The organism is Marinimicrobium sp. UBA4509, assembly GCF_002388575.1.
GTDB classification, from domain to species: domain Bacteria; phylum Pseudomonadota; class Gammaproteobacteria; order Pseudomonadales; family Cellvibrionaceae; genus Marinimicrobium; species Marinimicrobium koreense.
The window spans coordinates 1-26,999 of record NZ_DGMV01000027.1 but is presented as its reverse complement, the minus strand read 5'-3'; the positions used below and the strand labels follow the sequence as shown (position 1 = coordinate 26,999).

Genomic DNA, 26,999 nt, shown 5'->3' with positions numbered 1-26,999 from the left:
CCGTAATAATTACCGAATGGGACGAATACCCACTGCTTCGCGGAGTTTACCGATAAACTCACGGCTTTCTTTGCGGGCTTTTTCGGCGCCGGCCTGCAACACCTCTTCGATGTGGGTCGGGTTGGCCAACAAGGCTTCGTAACGCTCCCGCGCTTCACCCAACTGACCATTCACCAATTCAAACAACTGCTTCTTGGCTTCGCCCCAGGCGATACCCTCGGCGAATGCGGTGCGCATTTCATCGGTCTGCTCCGGGGTGGCGAAGGCCTGCCAGATCTGGAATACGGTGGAATCATCCGGGTCCTTGGGATCGCCGGGTTCCAACAGGTTGGTTTTGATTTTGTTGATGTGCTTTTTGAGTTTTTTCTCGGGCAGGAACAACGGAATGGTGTTGTTGTAGCTCTTGCTCATCTTGCGGCCATCCAGGCCCTGCAACACCGCCACATGGTCGTCCACTTTGGCTTCAGGCAACACGAAGTGATCACCGTAATGGTGATTGAAGCGCGCGGCGATATCGCGGGCCATTTCCACGTGCTGGATCTGGTCCTTGCCTACCGGCACTTCATTGGCGTTGAACATCAGGATGTCGGCGGCCATCAGCACCGGATAGCTGTACAGGCCCATGGTGACACCGAAGTCCGGATCCTCCCCCGCTTCCATATTGGCGGCGACGGCCGCTTTGTAGGCGTGGGCGCGGTTCATCAGGCCTTTGGCGGCCATGCAGGTCAGCAACCAGCAGAGTTCGGGAATTTCCGGGATATCCGACTGGCGATAGAACACCGCTTTGTCGGTGTTCAGACCCAGTGCCAGCCAGGTGGCCGCGATCTCGCGAGTGGACTGATGCACCTGCTCCGGGTCCTGACATTTGATCAGCGCGTGGTAATCCGCCAGAAAATAGAAGGATTGGGCATCGTCCCGTTCACTGGAGCGGATGGCCGGGCGAATGGCGCCGACGTAGTTGCCCAGATGAGGCGTGCCTGTGGTGGTGATACCGGTTAGAACCCGCTGTTTACTCATGATCGTTATCGTATCGCTGTTCAGTGGTGGGAACGAAAGGCCGCTATGATACAGGCTGAAACACCGGTTTTGCACCCGACACTCAGATTTTTGAAGTCCGCGACAGCCCAATCAGCTCATCCCGATAGACCGGATGCCAGCGCCGCTCATGCAGAAAATCGATATCAGGTACAGCAAGCCATTCGCCCTGGGCCCGCGCCCGACACCAACTCAGCAACCGTTCCGCAAACGCCTGGGCCTCAAACTCGGGATTTTCCGGATCGCTCAGGTAACCGTATTCGGGCGCAAACCACTCCGGGTAGGCTTCGCGATCCGGCACCAGGGGGCGACAGCCCGCTGCCACCGCCTCCAGTACCGACAGGCCCTGAAAGTCATGCAACGCCGTGGACAGCACCACATGGCTCTCGGCCAGCAGGCGGCCGTAGGCTTCCCGACTCTCCACATAACCCCAGGCGCCCCCAGCGCCGTGAGCGTCCAGCAGGGACTTCAGGGCCTCAAAAGCCGGCGGTTGCTGGCGGAACTGCTGCCCAACCACGTGCACGCGAATCGGCGGCTCGCCGGCTTTTCCCTCCGGACACAGTTCGAAAAAACGGCGCAGACCATTGAGCAGCCGATCCGGCGCTTTGTCGTATTCCCAGCGGTGGTTCCAGATCAGGGTCAGAGGGCCGTCCTCTGGCGCCCGGTCCGGCACAAAACAGTCGTGCTCGATCGGGATGGGCATCACCCGACTGCGGGCATGCAGCTGCGCCAGAACGGTATCCGGCACCCGGTCCGGCAACCGCGATAGCAGGTCCGCCACCCCGGCGAGAAAAGTCCGCCGGTTGTAATTGGAATTGAACGCCACCTGATCGGCGCACAGAGCCGTGTACAGGTTGATCAGTTGAGGTTCGACATTGGCCCGCTGTTGCTTGCGCTGTGGGTAGGCAAACTGATTCTCGTGAAAGTAAACCAGGGTGGGAATGCGCGCGACTTCGGGCACCAATCCGCGCAGAGCCGACAGGTCCACCATCGAGGTGGCAATCAGGAGGTCGTAGGGTTCACGCAGGCGGTTCGCCTGCTCAAACGCCCAGAGAAAGCCACTGCCCCTCATGCGCCACTTGAAATGACGCGGGGGCAGACTCAACTGTGTCCACTGCCAATCCGGGTACCGGGCGGCCAGTTGCTCCCGCCATCGACGATGACTGGGGGCATCGTATCCGGACAGAAGCAGGACGCGCATCAGTTGAGCGGCTGACCGTGGAGCTGTGCCGCATCCGTCAGCAGGTAGACCTCAAGACCGGCCTGGGCCAGCAACTGCACGGCGACATCGCTACGTCGCCCGGCATCATCGGAAACAACATAAGCGGTGGACTTGTCGAGTTCGTCCAGAGCACCGCGCAACTGCCCGAGCGGGACATTGCGACTGCCCTCGAGCTTACCGAAACGCCGCTCCACCACCAGACGGACATCGAGAACGACGAACTCGCCCAAAGAGGCGGAGCGCTCGCCCCACTCCGACGCCGGGATTGTTTTGACCACCGGCTCCTGCAACAGGGTTTTGAAGTCCGCTTTTTCCAGGCGCATCAGCCGCCCGGCGGTCAGCATGTCGACATTGGCATTGCGGGTCGTATCACCGACCAGCGCTTCCTCACCAAAATAGGAACCCGCGCCCAATTCCGCCAACACCCGACCGGCCTTGTCGGTTACCGAAGCGCGCCCGGACTCGAGCACATAAAAATAATCACCGGGCTCCCCTTCGCGCACGATTGATTCGCCTTTTTCGACGTCGATTTCTTCGAAGCGGACAAACAGTTGCTGAATATGGCCCGGCGGTACGCGAGTAAAGAGCGGCGACTCCAGCAGGTAGGACATCCAGTCATGATCATCCGCCCCGCTACTGTCACCCTCGGGGTGATCGCCGCTCTGACTCCAGGCCATCACCAGATCCAGAAAGTCGCGCTCCAGAACAATCAGCTCGACGTCCGTTTTGGCGACCGCCGACACTTGCGTGGGCGAATGATCCGCCAGAGGAAAGCTGGCATTGTCCGATCCCGCCTCCAGGCTGCTGCTCTGAAACTGGGCATCGATCAGGTCGACCCGGCCGGATACCAGATAGTGCTGCACATCCAGGGTTTTGCCCCGTTTAAAGATCAGTGTGCCGCGGGGTATCTCTACCCACTCGGCCTTTTCCAGCACCTTGTCCAGGTACTCATCAGACAGGCGATCGAAAGGGGAAAAAACCCGTAAAGTGTCCCGTTGGAGACTCATAGAACGTTTCTACCGTGCAATCAAAACAAACGGGGAATGTTGATCCCCAGCGTATAGGCAGTCTCGTCCAGTTGAGTATCACGGGCCAGGCCCAGGTCCAGTGTCCAGCGGGTGCTGCCGACATTCATTCGCGCGCCGCCGGCAATGATCGGATCCTGACGGCGATCATTGTCATACATCTCCAGAATCCAGATCGGTCCGGTCACAGGTTTGAACGTCGCCGCCGCGCCCCAGGTGGCGTAGGTGTCATCCAGTGGCCGATCGTGCTCCACCCCACCGTTGAGGTGCAGCGTGAGGCTGTCCATGGGCTGGAAACTCAGGGGAATATTGAGATAGTAGGTGTCCATTTCGCTGGTCACCCGGTTGTAGCGAAATCCCGCACTGCCGGCCAGCGCCGGGCCACTGCGCGAAGCCCACAACACCCGCTTGTAATCAAGCCCGATGGTGGTCAGCTCGTCATTGGACAGGTTGTACTCCAGTGGGAGCTTCCACTCGCTGGCACCAGTAATATTGCACATTGGCGCCACCGTCGCACGGGTGGTGGGATCCATTCTCGTAACCCAGGTCTCAAGGGCACAGGTTTGTGGTGGCGTTGTGGCCGCGTCATCAACCAGAAAGTGGCCACCATTGGCGCCTGCCTTGACGGCCATCAGTATCGAAGCCGCCGCAAGCATCAGTGGCAAGGCCGCTCGCCCCAGCGTTGAACGATAGAAACTCCCGGACATAGACCCTCCAGTTGGTGTCATGATTGCCCCGGCGGATGCGGGTAGCGATAGAATTCATTGAGGATCTGATGAAGATAGGCCGCATCGTCCCGCCCCGCCAGCTCGCGAATGGAGTGCATGGCAAAGGTGGGCACACCCACGTCCAGGGTTTTGACGCCCACTTCGGCAGAGGTGATCGGCCCAATGGTGCTGCCGCACTCCATGTCGGTCCGGGAGACAAAGGTCTGGACCGGCACGTCCGCCCGCTCGGCAAGGTCACGAAACAGGGCGCTGCTCTCACTGGTGGTGGCATATCGCTGGTTGGCGTTGACCTTGATCACCGGCCCCCGGTTCAGGCGCGGGCCGTGATTGTCGTCATGGCGATCGGCAAAGTTCGGGTGCACGCCATGAGCGTTGTCCGCGGAAATCATCAGGGAGGCATCCAGCACCCGCATACGGGTTTCCGTCTCGGGCACCAGGCGCTCCAGAAACTGTTGCAGCATGGGCCCCTTGGCACCGCAGGCGGAGGCACTGCCCACTTCTTCGTGATCGTTGCACACCAACAGCGTGCTGTGCCGGTCATCGGCCTGCAGCAGGCTCTGCAGGCCCACATAACAGCTCAACAGGTTGTCCAACCGGGCACTGGCGAGAAAATCCTGGGCCAGACCGATCAGTGCCGGTGGCTGGGTGTCGTACAGACTGATTTCAAAATCCAGCACCTCATCCACCGTCAGCAACGGTTGTTCAGCCAATAACTGGGCCTTGAGCCGCTCGCGAAAGGACGGCTGATCCACGCCATCTATTTCACTGAGCAGGAGCGGCGGCAATTCTTTCTGCGGGTTGATGCTGCGCTGGCGGTTGGCTTCCCGGTCCAGATGAATGGCCAGGCTGGGCACCACCGCGACCGGCAATTTGAAATCCACCAGACCGCTGCGGATTCGGCCCTCACCATCGCGATAGCTGACGCGCCCCGCCATGGACAGGTCCCGGTCAAACCAGGGGGCCAACAGCGCACCACCGTACACTTCCACGCCAAGCTGAGCATACCCCTGGCTGGACAGGTCCGGCTGCGGTTTCACTTTCAGGCAGGGGCTGTCGGTGTGGGCACCGACCATCCGGATACCGTCGGTCTCCATGGGCTCGCGCCCGTAGATGAAACCAATCACGGAGGAGCCATTACGCATGACCCAGTACTTGCCACCGGGTTTGAGACTCCAGCGCTCACCCTCGACAAGGGGCTGGAAGCCGGCCAGGGTCAACTGGGCCGCAATATTCTCCGCCGCGTGAAACGGCGTGGGGGATGCCTGCAGAAACTCCAGCAGGCCCCGATTGAATGCGTGGGACGAATGATCAACCATAGATGAATTCTAACCGAGTGAATCGAGACAACAGCGTGCTCGACGCTGACATGTTTACGAGGGTATCAAAGCGCCACCCAAATGAGCGCCGCCCCCAAGAGCAACCGGTACACGACGAACGGCATCATGCCAATTTGCCGAATATAGTGCATGAAATAGTGGATGCACACAAACGCGCTGACCCCGGCAATGGCCGCACCACCCACCAGTTCCCCCCAGGGTGCCGGCTCGCTCTGCAGCCACAACTGTAAGGCCTTATAGCCACCGCTGAGCGCAATCACCGGCACCGATAACAGAAACGAGAAGCGGGCCGCATCCGTTCGCGTCAGCCCCAGAAAAAGCGCCGCAGTTATGGTGATGCCGGAGCGGGAGGTGCCCGGAATCAGGGCCAGTGCCTGGGCAAGGCCGATGATCAAGGCGGTTTTCCAGGTAATATCGAAGACGGTTTTGGCACGCCCGCCATGCCAGTCCGCCCAACCCAGCGCCAGGCCGAATACAATCGTGGTAATCGCCACCACCCACACCGAGCGCAGATGGGTTTCGATCGCGCCATCAAACACCAGTCCGGCAAGCGCCGCCGGCACCGTTGCCAAAATCAGATACCAGGCGAGCTGGCTGTCTTCGGTGCTGTCGCGACGGGCAAACACCTGCCCCAACCAATCCCGTGCCATGGCGCCCAGGCTGTGGCGAAAATACAGTACGACGGCGCTGAGCGTTCCGACGTGTACCGCGACATCAAAGGCCAGCCCCTGATCCGGCCAACCCAGCAACTCCGACGGCAGCAGCAGGTGCCCCGAACTGGATATCGGCAGAAATTCGGTAATGCCCTGGATCAGGGCCAGAAAAACAATCTGCAACAGGTCCATAGCGCTTTCCGTGACAATGATGAGGCTCAGGAACGAATCCGCTCGCGTTTCTTCCAACTGATTTCATCGCGCAGGTAAACGGGCCGGGCCTGCTCGGCCGACACCGCCTGCCCCTGCGCCAGCGCAAATGCACCCAACGGCAGCATATCGCGGGCGTCCGGATGCACGTCCATATCCACCGCCGATGGCGCCAGCTTTTCCAGTGCCGGGTAGTGCCAGCCCGGCCCCACGCCATAAAAACCCGCCTCCCCGGTGTGCCCGGCGGCAAGCTCGACGACCTGCTCCGGGGGGGAGACGGCTTCATCGGTCAGGGTTTCAACACCGCCGGCACCGGATTGGGGTTTGACCAAAGTCCAATACACTTCCTGCATTCTCGCATCCAGCGCAACCAGCAACGGCGTGGAGGCGCTGGCCAGGTCAGGATGCCGCCGATAATAACCGACCGCCATGGCTTCGAGCGTGGACACGCCCACGACGGGCAAACTCCGTGAAAACGCCAACCCTTGAACCACCCCCAAACAGATTCGGAGGCCGGTAAATGAACCCGGACCGCGACCGAACACCAGCGCATCCAGGTCGGCCAATGCCAACCCAGCCTCCGAGAGCACCTCGTCCACCATGGGCAGCAAACGCTGGGTGTGGCTCTTGGCGGCCAGCTCAAATCGGGAAATGATCCGCTCTCCGTCCTGCAGCGCGACGGAGCAAGCATCGGTTGAGGTATCGAGGGCAAGAAGTCGGGTCATAGTGTCACGTGGGTCCAGAGAGAAGACGCCGCATTCTGCCAGATTTCACCCCGCCGTGCATCGATCTACCTCACGTAAGCCTCCACAACGAAAAAAACCCGGCTCCCGGCCCATTTCGGCCGGGAGTTCCGGGTTTTTACCAAAGGCGACCCCGTACAGGGCTTCGCCTGGCCTAAGCGACCGCCCGGCCCGTACTGGACGAGTGAGCGGCGCCGACTCGCGTCTTACTTCTTACGCGGACGACCGGCACGCTTGGCGGTCGCCTTGCGAGCCCGGGTTTTCGCCGGTGCGGTGGCGGTCCGCTTGGCGGTAGCCCGCTTTTTGGTGGCCTTCTTCTTGGTTTTCGTCTTGGCTTTGGCGGCGGCTTTACGCTCGACCTGCGCCATTTTCACCTTGGCCTTCTTCTCGGCGGCTTTGGCTTTGGCAGCGGCTTTTTTGCGTGCGGCCTTCACCTTGCGCTCATCCGCCTTCTCGCGGGACTTTCTCCAGCGCTGCTCGAAGGAAGCCTTGGCTTTTTCGAGATCGGTTTCGGCACGCTTGGCCAGATTTTCGCGCAGCTCGGTAATCTTGGCTTCAGCCGCTTCGGCTGCGGCTTTTGCGGTTGCCATCGCCTTGGCTTTGGCAAGCTCTACGCGCGCTTCCGCGACCTTGGCTCGAGCGGCCTTGGCCTTTTCATTGGCCTTGCTGACCGCTGCGGTGGCAGATTTTGCCGAACGCTTGTCAACCGCGCGCTTGGAAGTAGCGGCTTTCGACTTTGCCGCCGTCGCTTTCTTGCGAGCGGCCTCTACTTTCTTCGCGTGATCAGCAACATCTTTCTGCAGCTTTTCGATTTTCGCTTCCACTTTTGCCACGGCCGCGTCAACGGTTTTGGTGGTTGAAGTGGTGCGTTTTGCGGTGGCGCGTTTGGCAGTTGCCTTACGCTTTTTTGCTACTCTGGCCATAAACGTTTCTCCTCAACTTCGTATCGTTGTTTGCACATCAGTTGAATCATAAACCGAGCACAGTCTATGTGCGTCCAGTCTGCACACAAATACTATGTAAAAATTAGCCACATTGCGAGTTTTTAGCAAATTATTTGATGATTTTTCGGCTTTTTTTTAATTTTTATCACGTTTTTGGTAAAACTGAACCGTTTCAGGTGTTGCCGGAATGCAACGCGGGTAATTCTTCATTGCTCTAAAACGCATCAGGGCCCGCAAGCGGGCCCTGATGCAATCGCAAAAACGGAGACGTGATTCTTCGCTTATTGCAGCACCGATTCCAGCTGCGCGCGAATATCCGCAATGCTGCCGACACCTTCAATGCGAGTGTACTGAGGCGCGTCCGGGTTTCCGGATTTTTCCAGATCGCGGTAAAAGTTGACCAGCGGTTTGGTTTGCTCATGATACACCGACAGACGCTTACGCACGGTATCTTCCCGATCGTCTTCGCGCTGAATCAGGGGCTCGCCGGTAATATCATCCACCCCTTCTTCTTTGGGCGGTTGATGGTTGATGTGATAGACCCGACCAGAGGGCTCATGCACACGACGACCGGCCAGACGGGAAACAATTTCTTCATCATCCACATCGATTTCAATCACGTGGTCGATTTTGATCCCTTCATCCAGCAGCGCTTGCGCCTGGGGGATGGTGCGGGGGAAACCATCGAACAGAAAGCCCTTGGCGCAATCCGGGGCCTTGATGCGTTCTTTTACCAGTGCGATGATCAGGTCGTCCGGCACCAGACCGCCCGCCGACATGATGTCTTTTGCCTGCAAACCCAACGGTGTGCCTGCCTTGACGGCCGCTCGCAACATATCACCGGTGGAGATCTGGGGAATACCGAACTTATCCATGATCAACTGAGCCTGGGTACCTTTACCGGCTCCCGGGGCACCGAGCAGGATTACTTTCATGGGTTGCTCCTCTAAAGCAGTACGGATTGGCGGACTGATGGCCAATGAAAAACCGCATACGATACACGCACGGCCCCGGGAGCACAATATTGGTCCATGCGGCTAATTCTGTAACTTTCAGCCGTCACACAAGCCCCGTTTGGCGACAATCAGCCCCCGGAAACCCTTGATTTGTCGACTTTCACCCACATTCCTTATATAGAGGAGCCGTTACCGGCAGGTTCCGTAGCGGAACCGACATCGGGTGGCCACTTTTCCCTATCGGGAGTTAGCTGGCCGCAAAAAGCTGCTCTATACTGAATTTGAGGGGGTCCGGTCGACCGCCCACACTGACCAGCAATGAGGTTTTATCGATGAAAGTCAGCGAACTCATGAGTCATTGGGAAAAAAATGCCCGCGGCGAACTGACCAAGCAGGCCTACGCCGTGCACCTGCCGGTGGAAGATGCGGCACGCATCCAAGCACTGTGCGAGATGTACCCGAAAAAAACCCCGGAGAGCCTGATCACTGACCTGCTCTCCGCCGCCTTGAGCGAGCTGGAATCCGGCATGCCCTATATAAAAGGTGGGACCGTTGTGGCGGAGGATGAACTGGGCGATCCGATCTACAACGACTCCGGCCCAACGCCCCGGTTTCTGTCTTTGAGCCAGAAGCACCTCCAGAAACTCAAGGGAGAGCCAGCCTGAAACAGGCTGGCGACACCGGAAAAATCGTCCGCGGTAGACTATGCTTAGGTCTTGTGACACCTGCCAACAGCAGAGGATAAGACTATGGGACTGTTCAACCGACACGAGCAGGACAATGCACCGGAAGACGAAGACCTGGACCTACCCACCCGAGACGACTTCCACGCGCCTCTGGTGGATGAGCCCAAAGCCCGCAACGCAACCCGATACAGCATTGACGACGCCATGGCGCTGATGCGCCAATTGCCCGACGATCCGGATGAACGGCTGATGGAGGTCATCTGTAAAACCCTGGAATCGGCGCGTATCCGCACCGACGATGTGCTCCAGGATGCTAATCAGAAAGAGCAGCGTATTCGCCGTGAGCATCAGGGAATCGAGCAGGATATTGCGGCCCTCCAGAAGCAGATTGATGATAAGCAGGTGCAACTGGCGGAGCTCAGCACCTCACTGGAGGAGCTGACCCGTATAAAGGCACGTTTTGAGCAGGTCCGGGCCCCTCAGACACAGGCGCCGCCCGCACCAGCAGCAGCGCCCCTGACGGATTCCGAACCCTTGAGCGACAGCCTGGAAACGACCGAGCCGGCCACGCCCATTGCGGCCGGGCGCCGGGGGCGTGGCAGCCTCTCTTCCTGATCCGGAAACGCCCCAAAACCTTCGTCAAATCAGGCTTTTGCTCACCTCGGGCAGAGGCCTGATCTCAAGCGCCAACTGCCCGCCGTCCGCCCCCTGATTGATCATACTCGCCCTAATTGATTGCCGCGCCCGCGCCCCCTACAATAGGTAGTGAGAGAAATTCATAATCAGGATAAAAACTATGTCAGTATCAACCTCCTCCGATTCCATTGATCTGGATGACTACGACCGAAAAATTCTGCGCGCCCTCCAGGGCAGCGCCGACTACTCCATGGCCGATCTGGGCAACCTGATTGGTTTGTCGCATACGCCCTGCTGGCGCCGCCTCAAACGGCTGGAAGCCGAAGGCATCATCCGGGGGAAAGTGACTCTGCTGGACCCGAAAAAGGTGGGAATGCATGTGGTGGTGCACAGCGCCGTGCGCCTGACCAGCCATCAGAGTGAAGCCCTGGAGGAGTTTGAAGCGGGGATACAGGCCGTCCCCGAGGTACTGGAATGCTATGCCAGCACCGGAGACAGCGACTATTTATTGAAGGTGGTGGTCAACAGCATCGAGCATTACGAGCAGTTGCTGAATGAAAAGCTGCGCCCCCTGCCCCATGTTGCCTCGATTCGCTCGAACTTCGCGCTCAAGCAGGTGAAATACACCACCGAGCTGCCACTGTAGTCAGGCCGGAAAAGAGGCAGGGACGCCTCAGGCATCCATTTCAGCGAACTGCTCCGCTTCCTGGTAAATGATTTCCGACACCACTTCATCCTGGTGCTTGGTCGCACAGTCCACCGTGATATCGGCATAACGCTGGTACAGGGCCCGGCGCTCCTCAAACAGGTCGGCCAGGGTCTGTCCCGGCGCACAGGCGATGCCCCGGGTGGAAAAGTTGTGCACCCGCCGTTCGAGCTCCTCCAAGGGAACGTCCAGGAACACAATCCGGCCCGCCTTTTTCAGGTGCTGCATACCGGGGTCGCTGTAAACCACGCTGCCGCCGGTGGCGATCACATGGTTGAGATACTGCGACTCCAATAACACCTGCTCTTCCACCTTGCGCAGGTACTCGTAGCCGTGATCGTAAATGATGTCCTGAAGCGCCTTACCCTCTTGGGTCTGGATGAGAATGTCGGTATCCACAAAGGCCTTGACCAACTCCTTCGCCAGCAGCAGCCCCACGGTGCTTTTACCCGCGCCGGGCATACCGACCAGTATCAGACTGTTGCCAATCGGCTCGCTCACGGAAGTCTCCTCGTATCACGCCTGGCCCGAAAACTCGGGCCGGCTCGTTAACGTCAGACCTTGAACCTTACCACCAGTTCTCTCAGGCTGGAAGCCAGGTCGGTCAGGCGCCCACTGGCGCTCGCCGTGGTCGCGGCATCATCCTGTGTCCGTGCTGCTAGCTCGTTGATCTCCACCATATTTTTGTCAATATCGGCGGTGACGGTACTCTGCTCTTCGGCGGCGCTGGCAATCTGAATCGCCATATTGGTAATCCGCTGTACCGCCTCGGCGATATCCTCCAGGGATTGCCCGGCCTCCCCGGCGGCGGTTACCGCCTCTTCGGTCATTTCGCTGCTGGAGGTCATGGCCTCAACCGCTTCCTGCACGCCGGACTGAAGCCGGGTCAGCATGGTGCGGATATCCTCGGTGGACTGCTGGGTGCGGCTGGCCAGGGTGCGAACTTCATCCGCCACCACGGCAAAGCCACGCCCCTGCTCGCCCGCCCTCGCCGCCTCGATGGCAGCATTCAGCGCAAGCAGGTTGGTCTGCTCCGCAACGCCGCGAATCACATCAATGACGGAGGTGACGTTCTTGGCTTCTTCTTCCAGACGGCGCATGCGCTCCGCCGTTTCGCCAATGTGGGCCGAGAGGCTGTTCACCCTGGCCACGGCCCGCTCAATGCGCTCGCGCCCCACATCGGTGGTGCCCGATGCGTTTTTGGCACTGTCGGCGGTCTCGTTGGTATTCTGCGCCACTTCCTGAATGGCGGCGGTCAGCTCATTGACGGCCGCCACCACCATATTGATGGCCTGACCCTGATCGTCCGCCGCCTTCTGGCTGCTGGTGGAGGCCTGCAGCACCTGCTCGCTGGAAACGGAAACGTCTTCGGTGGTGTGACGAATATCCCCAATCAGTTGCTGCAACCGGTCCATAAAGCGGTTCACATGCCCGGCCAGTTGCCCCAATTCATCGCGCCGATCGAGGTTGATGCGCAGCGTCAGGTCTCCATCGCCCTCGGCGATGTCGTGAATCCGGCCGCTGATTTCGTTCAGAGGGCGTGTCACCACCAGGGGCAATAACAAGGCGGCCAACACGGCAATCAGAGTGCCCGTCACACCCGACAGAGTAAGGATCGAGGTCATCTGCGCCTCTTCCGCGTCAACCCGCTGATTGAGCCGGTCAACCTGCTCCAGGCGGCGTTCGGATACTACGTCCAGGTGAGTTCGAAGCGCGTCGAAAGCCTCCGCCACCTCGCCGAAGGAGCGATCCTCCAGGAAGGCGAGTGTCATCCGATCGGCACTGCGAGCATCCTCAACAATGGACTCGCTCAGGCTAAACCAACGATCGTAGAGTTGTTGGAAGGTTTCCCGCTCTTCGCGGGTGGCGATCTCGGAGAGGTCCAAGGACTGAATCGCGCGATCGTAAGTCTGCTGGGCATTATCCTGATGGTCGCGATACAGCGCATCCATTTCGCTGCTACCCGGGTCGGCTAACAGCATGGCCCGCTCGGCGGTCAGCGCCTGATAAAGGTCGCGATCGGCCTGCATCAAAAGCTGGATTTCCGGAAGGTTCACGGTACCGATGGTGTTCGAGTAGCTCCCCATCTGGTTCGCTGCCCGCACCGCGTAGATGCTCACCGCAATAAAGATAATAACCAGAAGCGATAAAGGCAGCATCAGCTTCCATCGAAAGCTTATATTGTTGTACCAACTCAACATAACGAACCCTTCAACAAGACCTATATAAGAACATCCAGCGTTTAACAGACCGTATCGAAATACCTATCCACCCACCGTACAACGCTGAGCCTCATCGGGATTGGTTATTAAAGTGTAGCCGAGAAAAGACAAAATCACGCCTGGCCAATAATCATCGGCCGGGCGCAACATTTCTGAAGAAAAAATCGGACGGGATTTTACCGGTGGAGTTTCAGACTGACCTGAGTCAGCTTCGAGTCGCGCATATCCAGCACCACAAATTCCACATCACCCAGGCGAACCCGGTCGCCCACCACCGGCTGGCGGTACTGGCTGTAGATGTACCGAGCGATACTCCAGTTGGCCATCTCCTCCGGCACCTCAAAGCCATAGAGCATGCCGAGGTCCGCCAGCTTGGCCCGGGGCGTGACCACAAATTCCCCGAAGAACGCCTGAGCCGACAGCCGGTCCGGCTCGTCCACCCCCACCAGCAACTTGTCGAGGGCGGGCAAGTCCGTGGCGGAGGCCAGCAAGTAGACGTGATCTCCCGGCTCCAGGGTATGACTTTCCTTTAGCGACAGGGGCTGATCCTCCCGCAAGACGCACAACAGGCTGGCGCCCGCCGGCAAGGGCAGTTTATCGGTGGGCGAGCGCAGCGCCGGGCTGCCTTCGGCCAGCTTGTAGCCGACAAACTCGTAGCCCACCTGCCCCGGCACCCCCAACTCGACCCGCTGGACCCGTGAGGAAGTGGTGGGGACATCGAGCTTCAACCAGCGGGCCAGGGGCGCCACGGTCCAGCCCTGCATAACCAGAGACACCAGCACAATAAAGAAGGCGATATTGAAAAAGAACGGCCAGTTCTCAAAGCCTGCCAACCAGGGAAACATGGCCAGCACAATCGGCACCGCGCCGCGCAGCCCCACCCAACTGATGAACAGCTTTTCCCGCCAGGCGAACTGAAACGGCATGAGACACAGCCAGACCGCCACGGGGCGCCCGACCAGAATCAGAAACAGCCCCACCAGCACGGCGCTGGGTGCATAGAGCATCAGTTCGCGGGGCGATACCAGCAGGCCCAACATCAGGAACAGACTGATCTGGGCCAACCAGGCGATACCGTCATGGAAGCGCTGGATGTTGTAAAGCCCTCGGGAGAGTCGGTTACCGACCACCAGGCCGGCCAGGTACACCGCGAGGAACCCACTGGCCTGCAGGACCGCTGCCAGGCCAAAAATAGAGATGCCACCAAACAGGGCCAACAGAGGGTACAACCCCGGGCTCAGGGCCAGACGGGCGACACCATAGGCGAGAATCCTTCCGCCCAGCAGACCAATGCCAGCCCCCAGCCCCATCTGCCAGACAAACTGCCCCAGCATCAGGGCGTCAAAACCGCTCTGCTGGCTGACCATGAACTCCACCAGAATAATGGTCAGAAAGATCGCCATCGGGTCGTTCAGACCGGATTCGATTTCCAGCGTCGCGCCCACCCGGGTCTTGAGCGCCAGCCCCTGCATGTTCAATACCGAGAATACCGCCGCCGCATCGGTGGAGCCCACAATCGCCCCGATCAGCAAGCCCTCAACCCAACCAATTCCCAGAATCCAGGCGGCAAAAGCGCCGGTCAGGGCCGCTGTGCCCACCACCCCGACGGTGGCCAGGAGCAAGGCTGGGCGCAGCCCGACCCGAAAGTTGTGCCGATCAGTGCGCAAGCCGCCATCGAACAGGATCACCGCCAGCGCCAGCGTGGCCAGGAAGTACGCCGATTGAACATCGTTATAACGAATGCCACCGAGGCCGTCTTCCCCCGCCAACATACCGATAATAAGGAACACCAGCAGCAGAGGCATGCCCATGCGCGGGGAGAGGGTGCTGGCGAGAATGCTGATCACAAACAGCATTCCGCCAAACAGAATGAGCTGGTTCAAGGTATCCATAGGGCGCCAATACTACTACATATCCAGAGAATGGAGCCGGCCAATTGTGCCAGCCCCGGTAACGTCAGGGCGGGTTTCCTGTTATGATCGCGCCTGACCCCGAAACCGAACCTGCCAATCTGAAGTTGTCTCTCATGTTTGATCAGAACGCACTGCAACAGCTGTCTCAGCTCAAATCCAACCTTCGCTCGGAGAAGGACCTGGCTCAAGGAACCGTGCGCACCACCACCCGTCGCTTTGCGTTCGTCCACCTCGATGATGGGCGGGATGCCTTTCTTCCGCCCGATGAAACCATGAAGGTCATGCCCGGCGATCGGGTAGAAGTCCAACTGACCACCAACCGCAAAGATCAACTGGAAGCGCAACTGGAGCGACTGCTGAGCAGCGAATTCACCACCTTTGTGGGTCGCTATCGCGTCAAGGGCAAGGCCCATTTTGTGGAGCCTGACGTCGCCCAGTTTACCCGCTGGCTGTTTATTCCTCCAAATCAGCGCAAAGGCTTCGACGATGGCGACCTGATTCACTGCAAACTCAGCCGCCATCCATTTCATCACGAAGGCAAGGCGCAGGTCACCATTCTCAGCGCCATTGGCAAGCCCGGCGAGCCTGGAGTGGAAAGCCGCTACATCACCGCGAAATTCGAACTGCCGACGGACTGGTCCGATAAGGCGCGGGATCAGGCCCAGGCCATCAACCTGACGCCCATCACCGCAGATGATCACCAGGAAGACCTGACCGATCGCCCCTTTGTGACCATCGACGCCGAAACCACGCGGGATATGGACGATGCGGTTTACCTGGAGGCGCGCGAGGACGGCTGGGACCTCTGGGTCGCCATCGCCGATCCGAGCCGCTACATCGAACCGGGCACCCCGCTGGACCAGGCCGCCGCGAGCCGGGCCAGCACCGTCTACCTGCTGGGCCAGAGTGTGACCATGCTGCCGGCGGAGCTGTCCCACGACACCTTTTCACTGGTGCCGGATCAGCGCCGCCCGGCCCTGGTGTGCCAGATGCACATCCAACCGGACGGTACCATTACCGACTACCGGTTTTCCGAGGCCCTGATCCGCTCCCACCACAAGCTGAGCTACACCGGCGTCACCGAGTTGCTCGACGGTGGGGATGCCCCCGTTGACCTGCCCGCCGAGCGGGTCGAGATGCTCAAAGCCCTGCACGCCTGCGCCACCGCACGCAGCGACTACCGTCATCAGCACGCGTTGATGATGGAAGACCGTCCGGACTATTACTTCGTCCTGAACGATCAGAAGAAAATCGAACGCATCGAGAAACGCGAGCGCACCAAGGCGCACCGGATTGTAGAAGAGTCCATGCTTGCCACCAACATCTGTGCGGGGGAACTGTTCACCCGGCACCCCGGGCACGGCATTTTTTCCAACCACGTCGGCTTTCGCCCGGAACGACTGGACGATGCCGTCAGCCTGCTGAACGAAGACGTTCCGGACTACGAGGTCGGCGACCTGACCGCGCTGCGTCACTTCCAGAAGCTGCTGCGCGATCTGCGGGTCAACCCGGACAATACTCCGGAATTCGAGTCCCTGCTGCCTCTTGTCCAACGGATGCTGCAGGCCGCCTCCCTGTCCGCCGATGCCAGCGAGCACTTTGGTTTGGGCTTTCCCCATTACGCCACAGTCACCTCGCCGATCCGGCGCTACCACGACTTTTACAATCACCGGGCCATCAAGCGGATACTGCGCGAGCAACCCGCCCAGCCACCGGAACCTGCGCTGCTTGAAAGCCTGCAGAGTCAGCTTCAGAAAGGCCGTCAGGCCTGTCGTCAGTTGGAGCAGTGGCTGGCCTGTGATTTTGTGCGCGACAAAATTGGCAGCGTACACACGGGCACCATCGCCCTGGTGAACTCCATGGGCTTCGGGGTGCGTCTGGACGACTGGGGTATTGAAGGTTTTGTGCGGTTGGCCAAAGATGACGTCAAGCCGGCATTTGATTCAAGGCGCCTGAAAATCACCCATGAGGCTCAACAGTACCAACTGGATCAGCAGGTACACGTGATCATTCAGGGCGTGGACGATGAGCGCCAGCGGGTGATATTGGAAGTGGTCGATGAAGCCACCGCCGAGCGGTTGAAAGCCTGGACAGACGCCCCCGCTTCCGACGAGTAAATCACGCCGCCTCAAGAAGCATTAGACACAAAAAAACCGGCCGCCAACAGCGTTGACGGCCGGTTTTTTTATTGACGATTAAAAGGTCGCGCGCACGCCCAGGGAGTACCGGGCTTCGTACTCGTACTGCCAGGCGAACTGATCTTGAAATTCGAGGTAGTACTGCTCTTTTTCGTCGGTGATGTTGGACGCGTTGAAGAACACATTGACCGCGTCATTGATATCGTAACTGGCTGACAGGTCCACATAGCCGGTCGCCTCCTGCCACAGGGCGCCATTGCCCCAGGTCTGGTTGTAACCCGCTACACGCTCGCTGCGGTAGTTGTACGCCACCCGAGCCTGGAAGGGACCGGACTCGTACCAACCCACCAGGTTGAACACATGCTCGGAGTTATCCTGGAACGGCAGGTCACCGCCGTTGAGATCCTGATTGCCGGACTCGCTGGGTGAGTAGGTGTAGTTTACGTCCGCACCAAAATCCTCCAGCACACTGTCATACAGGAAGTCACCGAAGGCGAGCTTGGCACTCAACTCGAGCCCTTTCAGCTCACCGCCGCTACCCTGAACACTGGTGGACACTTCCACTTCCCGACGCACCACACCGTCCTGGTCCGGCAATGCCATCTGCACCGAACCGCTCTCGATGAAACTTTCGACATCGATGTAGAACAGGCCGGCACTCAAGGCACTGGCGGGCCCCAGGTAGTATTCCAGCGACAGATCGTAGTTGTCCGCGCGCCAGGGATCCAGCTCCGGGTTACCGTCGGAGTTGCCACCGATCACGATAAACTGCTGGTACGTATCGCTACTCGCCTCACCGTCGATGGCGTAGTTGGGGGCCAGACCCGCACCCCACTGAGCCAGATCCAGCGGCGCCATGGTCTTGGTGGCCGCGGCACGCAATACCCACTCGTCGGTCAGATCAAAGCGCAGGTTCAACGAGGGCAACACATCGCTGTAAGAACGCTCGGTACTGACCTGGCCCAGGAACTCGTTGGCGGCACCATAGGGTTGTGGGCTGCCCACCTGGTTCTGATCCACGGTGAGGTCGGTTTCCACCACCCGCACGCCAACATTACCGCTCATGATGCCGCGGGAGAAATTGGCTTTGATGTAAGTGCTCATCTCATCCAGGTCGACCCCATAGGAACGCCCCGGATTGATCGCCCGGCGGGTGCCCGGATACAGTTGGTTGTGTACACCTTCCACGTCGTCCATGTACTCCGGATTGACCGTCCAGACCGGCGGTATGCCCGTGGCACTGCCAAAGTCGCTGACCTGAATGGGATCGAGGCCGGAGATGGGGGTCGGCACACCGGCGGTGTAATAGTCGCCGCCCTCACCGTAGGTGCAGGCACCCTCAATACCGCCGCCATTCAACACCACGTCGGTGGCCTTCCACTTCACATCGCAACCACCCACCGGCGAGAGCAGATCAAACTCGAAGTTGTCCACGCTGCGCTGGCTGTAACGCACGCCAAAGTCCACGCTATCGAGCATGCCACGAGCGATTTCGTAGCTTCCGTCAAAGCGGACCACATCCACATCCCCTTCGCGCAGGAAGTTGTTCTCCGAGGCGAAAGCACCCAGCGAATAGCTGTTCACATCGTCCACATAGCTCTGCAGACTGCGGCTGGCGATACCGGCCTGAGGTTGACCATCGCGATTCAGGTTGGCGTTGTTGTCCCAACCGCTCCAGTGTGGGTTATCCCCCTGGTAGTTCACGGTGAGCACCGGCCAGCCCTGATAGCCATCCGGATTGGTCTGCAGGCGCCCTTCCGCGCAGTCACCCTGCTCCCCGGCGGTACCCGCTGGGTAAAGCTGGCAGTCCACACCCCACTGGCTGCCATTGGCCAGGTCGATATCCATGTAGCTGTTCAGTTGCTCCTGCTCGGCACTGCCACTGACCAACCGCGCGCTGCCGGTAAAGGCGCCACCGTTGTCGTAATTCAGCTCCAGATTGAAGTTCTGGGATTCCGCTTCGGTCACCCCCACATCCGAGTAGGACTTCAGGCGCATGCCATTGCCGGTAAACTCCTGAACGGTGTGCAGCTCCCCGCCGCTCATCTCAACCCCTTTGGGTGTACTGATGCTCGGGTAGGCCCAGCCCCACCGGTTCCACTTATCAGAAAAGGCGACGCCCATCTGGCGATCGTAGTCTTCCATTTTGGTGTAGAAGGCTTCGGCGACCAGCTCAAAACCATTCCCCAGATCCGCCTGGAACGCCGCATTCAAACCATCGCGCTCACGCTCGGAGGCTCGGTTGAACGCCGAGTGACCCTGATAGGCCCAGAACGTATCGCCAACCACGCCGTTATCGTTCACATCCACACCATCAGCGGTCACCCGATCACCCATGCCGCCAAGCTGCGTGTCGGCGCTGACCCAACTGTATTCCGCTCCATCGCGCTCCGACGCAAAACCGGTCCAGCCGGCATCGCCATTCATGCCCGAGTAGGTATTGGCCAGGTTGGAGGTCTGATGAGCGAACGACACCAGAAAACCCACCGTGTCGGTACGCCAGTTCGCCAGGAAGTTCACGGAAGGGTCGGTTTCACCGGTTTCCTTGCCCCGCCCGACTTGCGCCGCACCGGAGAGTGTCCAGCCATCATCAAACCCGCTGTCGAGCGGGCGATAGGTTTCCAGATTGACCACACCGCTGATGCCGCCCGGATGGTTGGCGGCCGTCTGGGATTTGATCACCTGGGTGCCGGAAAACAACTGTGAGGGAATGTCCGAATAATCCGGCTGGACCGTGGTGATGGAATTGGCACCCAGATAGGATTCGCCATTCAAGGTGGTGGAAACCTGCCCCAGGCCTCGAATGTTCAACGATCCCCCTTCCCCGGCGTTGCGGCGAACCTGAACACCGCTGATGCGCTGCAGGGAGTCGGTGATGGTTACATCCGGCAGCTTGCCAATATCTTCCGCTGAAATGGCATCGACAATGGAATCGGAATCGCGCTTGACGTTGACCGCCGTTTCCTGGGCGCTGCGGACACCGGTGACGATCACCTCCTCCAGCATCTGCATATCGTCCTGCGCCAGCGTCGGCGCGGTCAGGCTGCCCGCCGCGCAGGCGGCCATAACCGCCGGCAGGAATCGCTTCTGAAAAGACTTTGTTCTGGATGACATGGAACTCTCCTATCAATTGCTTTGGGTTTTTATATCGGTCCGAATACCCGGCCAGCGTCGGGGCTGACCCCCAGAGGTGACGCTAAAATGATCATCGATACTCATTAGAATCGCGCCAAAATATGGCACAAAATTCATCTTATAGGCTTAAATCGATGGATTTTTAACCATTTTGGGTCGAAATAGGCCGTGTTTCGGACCCCTATCAATCTACCTGAATACCATTTTTGTAACCGATTACAGGCGAAAGTGAGCATATTACTAATAAAACCCGAGTGCAACCGCTTTACACTTTTTTGTATTTGGAGCCGCCAAAACGGCGTGGGACGTGAGAAGCGAAGGAGAGAGGCGCTCCCGGGGAGAGCGCCAGACGGCACCCGGCCACTGTGCTTGGCCGGGTGCCCTGAGAAGTGAAGTCGTTGCTAATTGCGAGACAGAGGCCGAACTTTATTACAGGGGTTTGATCGTTATGTTTCTGAACTCAACGCCCTGCCCTTCGGATTGCAGGGCAATGTAACCCCGGGTCAATGGCTGCCCGTCTACTTTGAGTTCCGGGTCAAAACCACTGACCACACCGCCACCGATCTGCGGCTGGGTGTACTCAAGTACGGTCTCACCATTGACCCGGTGAACCACCCGCGAGTCGCCGTAAACAATCAGCTCACCCTCAACCCACTCGCCGGGCTGATAGGTCGCCGAGGTGGAGTTGATGCAGTGGCGCTCATCAATCTCCCCGTCATACACCACATCCGTGCCCGGAGAGCACATATTGCCGGTCGGGCGCGGGTTGCCATCGTCCCGATCCGCCAGCATCTGGTACTCCACGGAAATGGGCCAATCCTGCTCTTTCAGAATGGTGTTCGGGTCCTGAGCATGGAACATGATGCCGCTGTTCCGGTAGGCGTAGCCCGGTGCATCGTCGAGCCACTGATCCGTAAACCGGTACTCGAACTTCAGGTGATAGGACGAGAACGGCTGCTCGTAAAACAGGTGACCAAAGCGCTCGCCAAAACCGTCCTGGTAACCATCATAATTGACCTGAATCACGCCATCCGCCACCCGGAAGGTATCGGCGTAATTATCCCCGACTTCATGGTGATGGATTTTGACCACCCAACCATCCAGGTCCTTTCCGTTGAACAGCGATTGCCACTCTCCGGAGTCCCGGTTCTGCTCAGTGGCACTGCAGGCCGTCAGCCCGATAAAAAACAATGCACCGGCGGCTCGGCCGGGTACACGAGTCAGGTTGATGCGGTTATTTAAAAACTCCATGGCACGCTCCTTAAGTTACGTGGCAATTACGCGACCGAGTAGTCAAACACAACAATGTCTGCCACCAGCGGCACAAACTCCGCCTTGAGCGCGTCATGCTCCGGATGAGGCAGATAGCGCTGCCGCGCCTGCTCATCGGCAAAGGTCATCAAAACAGCGTGGGTGAAACCCTGATTCAACCCTTCGGGGCTGTCATTGAGCCCCCACTCCACCGCTTCGACTCCCTCCACGCGGCTGGTCATGGATTCGAACAGCGTGCGGACTTTCTCGATCTCCGAAGCGGTTGCCTCCGGCTTGAATTTGACCAGAAGAATATGTCGGATCATGTGTTTTCCCGTGTAAATAAAGTCAATGACAGACGCTGCACCTCAAGTGCAGGCGACCTCTATAAGTCCATCAGCCGTGGCAAGAACAAGGTGACCTCCGGAACCAGTGCAATCAGGATCAACACCAGAACAATGATTCCATAGAAGGGCATGAGCGACGGCAATATACGCTCAACTTTCTCATTGGCGACACTGGCGCCCACATACAGACCGCTCCCCACCGGAGGCGTGATGGTACCGATACTCAGGTTATAGACCATGAGGATACCGAAATGCACCGGGTCCACACCAATCTTCAGGGCGATGGGCAACAGTATGGGGGTAAAAATCAGAATCGCCGGACCAATATCCATAAAGGTGCCAATGATCAACAGAAACAGCGTAATGATCAACAACACCATCACCGGGTTTTCCGAGAGCCCGAGAATTACACTGCTGATCAGATCCGGAAGCCCGGTAATCGCCATGGCAAAGGACATTGCCGATGAGGTTCCCAACAGGAACATGATGATGCCGGTCATCACCAGTGACTGCACCAGAATATTGCGCAGGTCCCCAAAGGACACCGTGCGATAAACCACCATGGTCAGAAAGGCCGTGTAGGCTACCGCAACCGCCGAGGCTTCAATCGCGGTAAACACACCGCCGACGATACCGACCACCACCACGATGATCAGCAACAGGCTGGGCAGCGCCTCCATCGTGACACGCCACGCCACGCCCTTCTCCACCAGTACCACGGAGCGATAGCCCCGGCGACGGGCAATCACATAGGTCACCAGCATGCACCCTGCACCCCAGAGCACTCCGGCCACCAGGCCGCCCGCAAACAGCGCCGCAATCGAGGTGCCGCCACTGGCCAGGGCATACAGAATGAACGCCGTCGTCGGGGGAATGAGCATTCCCGTGGGCGCCGAGGCGATATTGACCGCCGCGGCAAACGGGTTGCTGTAGCCCTCTTTCTTGCTCATGGGCACCATGACGCCACCAATCGAGGTGGACGCCGCAATGGCGGACCCCGAAATGGCCCCGAACATCATATTGCCGGCAATATTGGTGTGGGACAGAGAGCCGGGGATATGCCCACTGAACAGTTTGGCAAAATTCACCAACCGCATCGCGATGCCCCCGGAATTCATGATCACCCCGGAGAGAATGAAGAAGGGCACCGCCAGCAGGGAGAAGCTGTCCAGGCTGGAAAATATCTTCTGCGCTGTGGTGAACAGCGCAACATCCATGGGCAACACCGAGGCGATGGTGATCACGGAGGACACCGCAATACAGATACCAATGGGAATACCCAGGACCAATAAAAACGCAAAAGACCCGATCAGTAACAGCGCCGCATCAAACATCCTGTGGTGCCTCCTCGTCCGAGCGCAACTCTTTTTCCAACAGCTCGATGCAATTCAGCACGCTGTACACCGCCAGAATTCCCCCGGCCAGCGGTAAGGCCGAGTAAACATACCCCATGGCCAGCCCCAGCGATGGCGACACCTGATTCATGGTGATGCTGGTGGCGTTGTATCCGCCCTGGACGAGAATGAAAATGGCGAACGCCAGAAAGGCCAGCTCGATCAGTATCTGCCAGTAGTGTTGCCAGTGAATGGATACCTTGTCCGAAAACAGGGTAAAAGCAACATGCTTGCGCAGACCGGCCACATAGGCCATTGAGAGCATGGACACCCAGACCAGTGAAAAACGCAGAAACTCCTCCGAATAGGTGCTGGGAGCCCCCAACAGATAGCGACTGATAATCTGCCAACAGGTCATGGCGACCATCACCAACAACCAGACACTGCACACCACCTCAACCACACGGTCCATCACCGTTCGAATCCCGTTGATCAAGCGCATACCCTACTCCGTCTCATCTGCTGTGGACCTGATTTCGCGGTAAAGCGAATACTGCTCGGGATACTGTTTCAGGGCCTCATACATGGGCTCAACCGCCTCGCGGAACGGCGCGAGCTTGACGTCAATAAAGTTCACCCCGAACTCATCAATCGCCAACTCCCGGGTTTCCGCCACGGCCTCGTTCCAGGCCTGTTTCTGAAACGCAATCGATTCCGCCATGGCCTCATACACCGCCGCCGTCTGCTCATCGTTCAGCTTGTTCAGCGTCATATTGCTGATGACCACCACATCGGGAATCCGTGTATGCATGGTGTAGGTGTAGTGCTTGGCGATTTCGGCGTGTCGGGCAATGGTGAGGGCAAACTCGTTATTCTCCGCCCCGTCCAGAATGCCCTGCTGCATGGCGGTGTACACCTCGGCCTGACCCATGGCCACCGGAACCGCCCCCAACAGGCGCATCATCTCGATGGCCGCCTCGCTCTGCATGACCCGTATCTTCCGTCCTTCAAGGTCCTCCACGGAACGAATCGGGTCATCTTTCACGTAAAAATTGCGTGAGCCGGAGTCGTAATAACCCATACCGACAAACCCGTTCTGCCGGGTGGAGGCATAGATGGGCTGCATGATGTCGGGATTGTCCATGACCCGGTAAAAGTGCCCGGTATCCTCGAACAGGAAAGGCATGGAAAACACACCGTAGATGGGTGAAAAACTCTCCATCAGCCCGGCGGACACCTTGGTGATATCCACCGCGCCCACTTGCAGCAATTCCACCAGCTCACGCTCACCGCCGAGCTGGCTGTCCGGGAAAAAGCGGACCTTCACCTCGCCTCCGGTTTTTTCCTCAATCCGCCGACCGAGCAGGTGCAGGGCATCAATCACCGGCTGGCTGTTCTGGGCATAGGCGATAAACAGGGTGGTACCACGGGTTGCGCCGGAGAAAATGCCGGAGGCCGCAATCACGGCAACCGCCAAGAGCGCGATAATGCCCACGCAAAGCGCTTTCAGCGCCCGGGACAACGGGGGGCGAGCTGTCATTATTATTCTCCTACCATCAAGAATACATCGGCAGAATACGAGCCTTCACAGACGAAACGGGCGCCAACTTGATTTCATTATAAATCATTTTCGATCAAATTTAGGCAATTGTAACCCAGAAAGTGCGTGATTGAAATATAGTGAAGGCTAAATTATCGGAAGGAAGCGCAGCGCACCCTGAGCATCATGCAGCGCGATGCCGGTAACCGGGGCGAACGTTCGAGTAGACGCTCAGCGCGGTGACCGTCACCAGAATCAGCAGCAGCCCCAGCACCTGGAAGAGTCCCAGGCGTTCATTCAACAGCACCACGCCGAACAGGGAGGCGGTGACCGGCTCTACCATGGCCACAATGGAGGCTACGGCCGGTGCCGTATAGTTAAGACCCCGAATGTAGATCACAAACGACAGGCCCGCCCCGAGTACGCCCAGAATCACAAACAGGAGCCAGATTGGCGCACTCAGCACCGCCAGCGCCTGCTCCGTGCCGCTGAGTACCAGGAGAATGACACTGAGCACCCCGAAAGCGACCAGTAACACCGCCTGTGGGCTCCCGTGCGGAGCCGCGTATTTGAAACCAAAAATGAACACCGCGTAGGACAACCCGGAGAGCAACCCCGCCCCGACCGCAACCGGCGTCACCTCGCTGGCGCCCACTTCATAAATACCGGTGAGCAACACAATACCGACAACCACCATGGCAATGGCCAGCCACTTGGGCAAGGTCGGTTGCTCGAGCTTCAGCGTGAAAGAAACGAGGTAAACAAACACCGGCGCGCAATACATCAAGGTCGCGGCGACTGCCACGCTGCCCTCTGCGATGCTGATAAAATAGAATGCGAAATTGCCCGCCACTCCCAGACCGGCAATGACCGACCAGAACCACAGTTGGCGGCAGGCCAACCCACTGCCGCGCGGCCGAAGAGCCAGCCAGGCGGCCACAAACAGCAGCCCGATCGCGCCGCGGTAAAACGACACCACCAGCGGCGCCCAGCCCTCGCTGGTAAGCACACCGCCAATACCGCCGGCCAGCCCCCAACAGAGCGCTGCCAGAGCGACAAAGACCGGGCTCTAGAGAGTTTTGTCAGCCTGAATTTTTTTCATTGCCTCATAATCCTCTTTGGCTCCCCCTCCGTGGTCCAGGTCAGCGCAGCCCGTTTCCGTGGTGTGTACAACGGAGACAATTACTCAGCTAAAACTTACGCAACTGATAATAGATTCCCGCCCCCTCTTCGCAGTATTGTTTGAGACTCAACAGAAATATCGCCCAGTTGTAATTACAGAAACGGTAAAACTCGGTCACCTCTCGCCAATCCGTGTGTTTAAGAGTGATCGCTGTTTTGCTTTCTCGCTGATCTAACTCAAAAATGACTTTCGTGCCAATCCATTCGGGATCCGAATCAGTACAGAGCCAAACCATCTTGTTTTTGGGCACCAATTCTAAAACCTTCATTTTTGTTGGGTGCTCGTCTCCAAAGCGGAATTCATTGGTCGCATCAACTTGGGCTATGAATTTTAGATCTCGGGTCCACACCTCAGTCAATCCAGCCTCAGTGGTCAACGCTTCGTAGACCTTGGATAGAGAGGCATTCACGTACTGAACATGTTCAATACTTTCCATAAATACTACTCTCAAACAACGGGTTACCGCCTTCCAGCAGGAAATGAAATTCCTCTAAGCTGACTGACATTATCAGACCTCTAATTCGCCAAGCTAAGCTGCCAGGATACGCCATATCTATCATTCAGCCAGCCAAACTTTTCACTGAACCCATAATCACCCAAAGGCATCAGTTCAACGCCTCCGTCAACCAGGGTTTGAAAGGCCTCTTCGATCTCCGCTTCCGATTCGCACTCCACATACAGTGATATGGAGGGTGTAAAGGTAAACTTATGACCGAGGTGGCTATCGAGTGCCAAGAACTCCGTGCCGTTCAGCATAAACCGAGCCAACTTTACAGAGCCTTCCGGCTCATGCTCACCTGCTTTGTAGTACTCAACACCAACGATTTTAGAATTGGAAAAAACAGTTGTATAAAGCCTGATTGCCTCTTCGGCTTTTCCAGCCTGATCGCCAACAAACATAAGGGATGTTGCAATAGACTTCATATCTCCTCCGCACCAAAAAAACACACTGATCGGCCGATTAGAGCACAGATGGAAGTTGCGAAACAAGGTCGGAACTGTAAGAAATTGTACTTCCATATTTGGCGCTATTTGTAGTGGTCAAGTGTTTTAGG

25 protein-coding genes are annotated in these 26,999 nt (G+C 58.2%); 4 read left to right on the top strand and 21 right to left on the bottom strand.

What is annotated here, in order from left to right:
- Window positions 1–9: 9 nt before the first annotated feature.
- The 9 genes from B3520_RS03120 to adk form a co-directional block, all read right to left on the bottom strand.
- Entirely contained in the window at window positions 10–1,017 is a 1,008-nt protein-coding gene (locus B3520_RS03120) for a tryptophan--tRNA ligase (protein ID WP_123637039.1), read from the bottom strand.
- An 82-nt stretch (window positions 1,018–1,099) separates the two neighbouring features.
- On the bottom strand, window positions 1,100–2,236 hold the full coding sequence (locus B3520_RS03115) for a tRNA-queuosine alpha-mannosyltransferase domain-containing protein (RefSeq protein ID WP_286806416.1): 1,137 nt from the start codon (window positions 2,234–2,236) through the stop codon (window positions 1,100–1,102).
- Window positions 2,236–3,264 carry a cyclic nucleotide-binding domain-containing protein gene (locus B3520_RS03110; protein ID WP_123637037.1) on the bottom strand — a complete coding sequence of 343 codons (1,029 nt, stop codon included), beginning with the start codon at window positions 3,262–3,264 and terminating at the stop codon, window positions 2,236–2,238. Before B3520_RS03110 ends, B3520_RS03115 begins: the two co-directional genes overlap by 1 nt.
- Window positions 3,265–3,284: 20 nt before the next feature.
- Window positions 3,285–3,989: a hypothetical protein gene (locus B3520_RS03105; protein WP_286875390.1), complete on the bottom strand. Its 705-nt coding sequence runs from the start codon at window positions 3,987–3,989 to the stop codon at window positions 3,285–3,287.
- Window positions 3,990–4,006: 17 nt separating this feature from the next.
- Window positions 4,007–5,326 (bottom strand): M18 family aminopeptidase, encoded by a 1,320-nt coding sequence (locus B3520_RS03100; protein WP_286806421.1) that lies wholly within the window; start codon window positions 5,324–5,326, stop codon window positions 4,007–4,009.
- A 65-nt stretch (window positions 5,327–5,391) separates the two neighbouring features.
- The gene (locus B3520_RS03095) at window positions 5,392–6,192 is read right to left on the bottom strand and encodes an undecaprenyl-diphosphate phosphatase (RefSeq protein WP_123637034.1); all 801 of its coding nucleotides are present in this window, start codon (window positions 6,190–6,192) and stop codon (window positions 5,392–5,394) included.
- Window positions 6,193–6,218: 26 nt separating this feature from the next.
- Entirely contained in the window at window positions 6,219–6,935 is a 717-nt protein-coding gene (tsaB, locus tag B3520_RS03090; protein WP_286806422.1) for a tRNA (adenosine(37)-N6)-threonylcarbamoyltransferase complex dimerization subunit type 1 TsaB, read from the bottom strand.
- Window positions 6,936–7,159: 224 nt separating this feature from the next.
- Window positions 7,160–7,876: a hypothetical protein gene (locus tag B3520_RS03085; RefSeq protein ID WP_286806423.1), complete on the bottom strand. Its 717-nt coding sequence runs from the start codon at window positions 7,874–7,876 to the stop codon at window positions 7,160–7,162.
- 302 nt (window positions 7,877–8,178) lie between these two features.
- On the bottom strand, window positions 8,179–8,832 hold the full coding sequence (gene adk, locus B3520_RS03080) for an adenylate kinase (RefSeq protein ID WP_123637031.1): 654 nt from the start codon (window positions 8,830–8,832) through the stop codon (window positions 8,179–8,181).
- Window positions 8,833–9,203: 371 nt separating this feature from the next.
- Between adk and B3520_RS03075 the strand changes: the two genes are divergently transcribed.
- The 3 genes from B3520_RS03075 (at window position 9,204) to B3520_RS03065 (ending at window position 10,821) form a co-directional block, all read left to right on the top strand.
- Entirely contained in the window at window positions 9,204–9,518 is a 315-nt protein-coding gene (locus B3520_RS03075; protein ID WP_349678473.1) for a type 1 pili tip component, read from the top strand.
- 84 nt (window positions 9,519–9,602) lie between these two features.
- Window positions 9,603–10,154 (top strand): hypothetical protein, encoded by a 552-nt coding sequence (locus tag B3520_RS03070; RefSeq protein ID WP_265367659.1) that lies wholly within the window; start codon window positions 9,603–9,605, stop codon window positions 10,152–10,154.
- Window positions 10,155–10,335: 181 nt separating this feature from the next.
- Window positions 10,336–10,821, top strand: a complete 486-nt coding sequence (locus tag B3520_RS03065; RefSeq protein WP_123637028.1) for an Lrp/AsnC family transcriptional regulator — start codon at window positions 10,336–10,338, stop codon at window positions 10,819–10,821.
- A 27-nt stretch (window positions 10,822–10,848) separates the two neighbouring features.
- Here B3520_RS03065 and B3520_RS03060 read toward each other — a convergent pair whose 3' ends face one another.
- The 3 genes from B3520_RS03060 to B3520_RS03050 form a co-directional block, all read right to left on the bottom strand.
- A complete protein-coding gene (locus tag B3520_RS03060) occupies window positions 10,849–11,343 on the bottom strand; it encodes a shikimate kinase (RefSeq protein WP_051174294.1) in 495 nt (164 codons plus the stop codon).
- A gap of 92 nt (window positions 11,344–11,435) precedes the next feature.
- Entirely contained in the window at window positions 11,436–13,040 is a 1,605-nt protein-coding gene (locus tag B3520_RS03055) for a methyl-accepting chemotaxis protein (protein WP_339619688.1), read from the bottom strand.
- A gap of 239 nt (window positions 13,041–13,279) precedes the next feature.
- On the bottom strand, window positions 13,280–14,995 hold the full coding sequence (locus B3520_RS03050; protein ID WP_265367654.1) for a potassium/proton antiporter: 1,716 nt from the start codon (window positions 14,993–14,995) through the stop codon (window positions 13,280–13,282).
- Between the two features lie 134 nt (window positions 14,996–15,129).
- Here B3520_RS03050 and B3520_RS03045 point away from each other — a divergent pair, with 134 nt between their 5' ends.
- Window positions 15,130–17,133, top strand: a complete 2,004-nt coding sequence (locus tag B3520_RS03045; RefSeq protein ID WP_286806429.1) for a VacB/RNase II family 3'-5' exoribonuclease — start codon at window positions 15,130–15,132, stop codon at window positions 17,131–17,133.
- A 78-nt stretch (window positions 17,134–17,211) separates the two neighbouring features.
- Here the strand turns inward: B3520_RS03045 and B3520_RS03040 are convergent, their stop codons facing one another.
- The 9 genes from B3520_RS03040 to B3520_RS03000 form a co-directional block, all read right to left on the bottom strand.
- Entirely contained in the window at window positions 17,212–20,268 is a 3,057-nt protein-coding gene (locus B3520_RS03040; RefSeq protein ID WP_286806430.1) for a TonB-dependent receptor, read from the bottom strand.
- Window positions 20,269–20,718: 450 nt separating this feature from the next.
- Entirely contained in the window at window positions 20,719–21,540 is an 822-nt protein-coding gene (locus tag B3520_RS03035) for a 3-keto-disaccharide hydrolase (protein WP_286806431.1), read from the bottom strand.
- A gap of 26 nt (window positions 21,541–21,566) precedes the next feature.
- Entirely contained in the window at window positions 21,567–21,866 is a 300-nt protein-coding gene (locus B3520_RS03030; RefSeq protein ID WP_286806432.1) for a Dabb family protein, read from the bottom strand.
- Window positions 21,867–21,925: 59 nt separating this feature from the next.
- On the bottom strand, window positions 21,926–23,221 hold the full coding sequence (locus tag B3520_RS03025) for a TRAP transporter large permease (protein WP_286806433.1): 1,296 nt from the start codon (window positions 23,219–23,221) through the stop codon (window positions 21,926–21,928).
- Window positions 23,214–23,723 (bottom strand): TRAP transporter small permease, encoded by a 510-nt coding sequence (locus B3520_RS03020; protein WP_123637021.1) that lies wholly within the window; start codon window positions 23,721–23,723, stop codon window positions 23,214–23,216. Before B3520_RS03020 ends, B3520_RS03025 begins: the two co-directional genes overlap by 8 nt.
- Window positions 23,724–23,726: 3 nt before the next feature.
- Complete coding sequence (locus tag B3520_RS03015) at window positions 23,727–24,761, bottom strand: TRAP transporter substrate-binding protein (protein ID WP_123637020.1); 1,035 nt, start codon at window positions 24,759–24,761, stop codon at window positions 23,727–23,729.
- A 184-nt stretch (window positions 24,762–24,945) separates the two neighbouring features.
- Window positions 24,946–25,812, bottom strand: a complete 867-nt coding sequence (locus B3520_RS03010) for a DMT family transporter (protein ID WP_286806438.1) — start codon at window positions 25,810–25,812, stop codon at window positions 24,946–24,948.
- Between the two features lie 139 nt (window positions 25,813–25,951).
- On the bottom strand, window positions 25,952–26,380 hold the full coding sequence (locus tag B3520_RS03005; RefSeq protein WP_286806434.1) for an SRPBCC family protein: 429 nt from the start codon (window positions 26,378–26,380) through the stop codon (window positions 25,952–25,954).
- Between the two features lie 80 nt (window positions 26,381–26,460).
- Window positions 26,461–26,868: a VOC family protein gene (locus B3520_RS03000; protein ID WP_286806437.1), complete on the bottom strand. Its 408-nt coding sequence runs from the start codon at window positions 26,866–26,868 to the stop codon at window positions 26,461–26,463.
- Window positions 26,869–26,999: the final 131 nt, after the last annotated feature.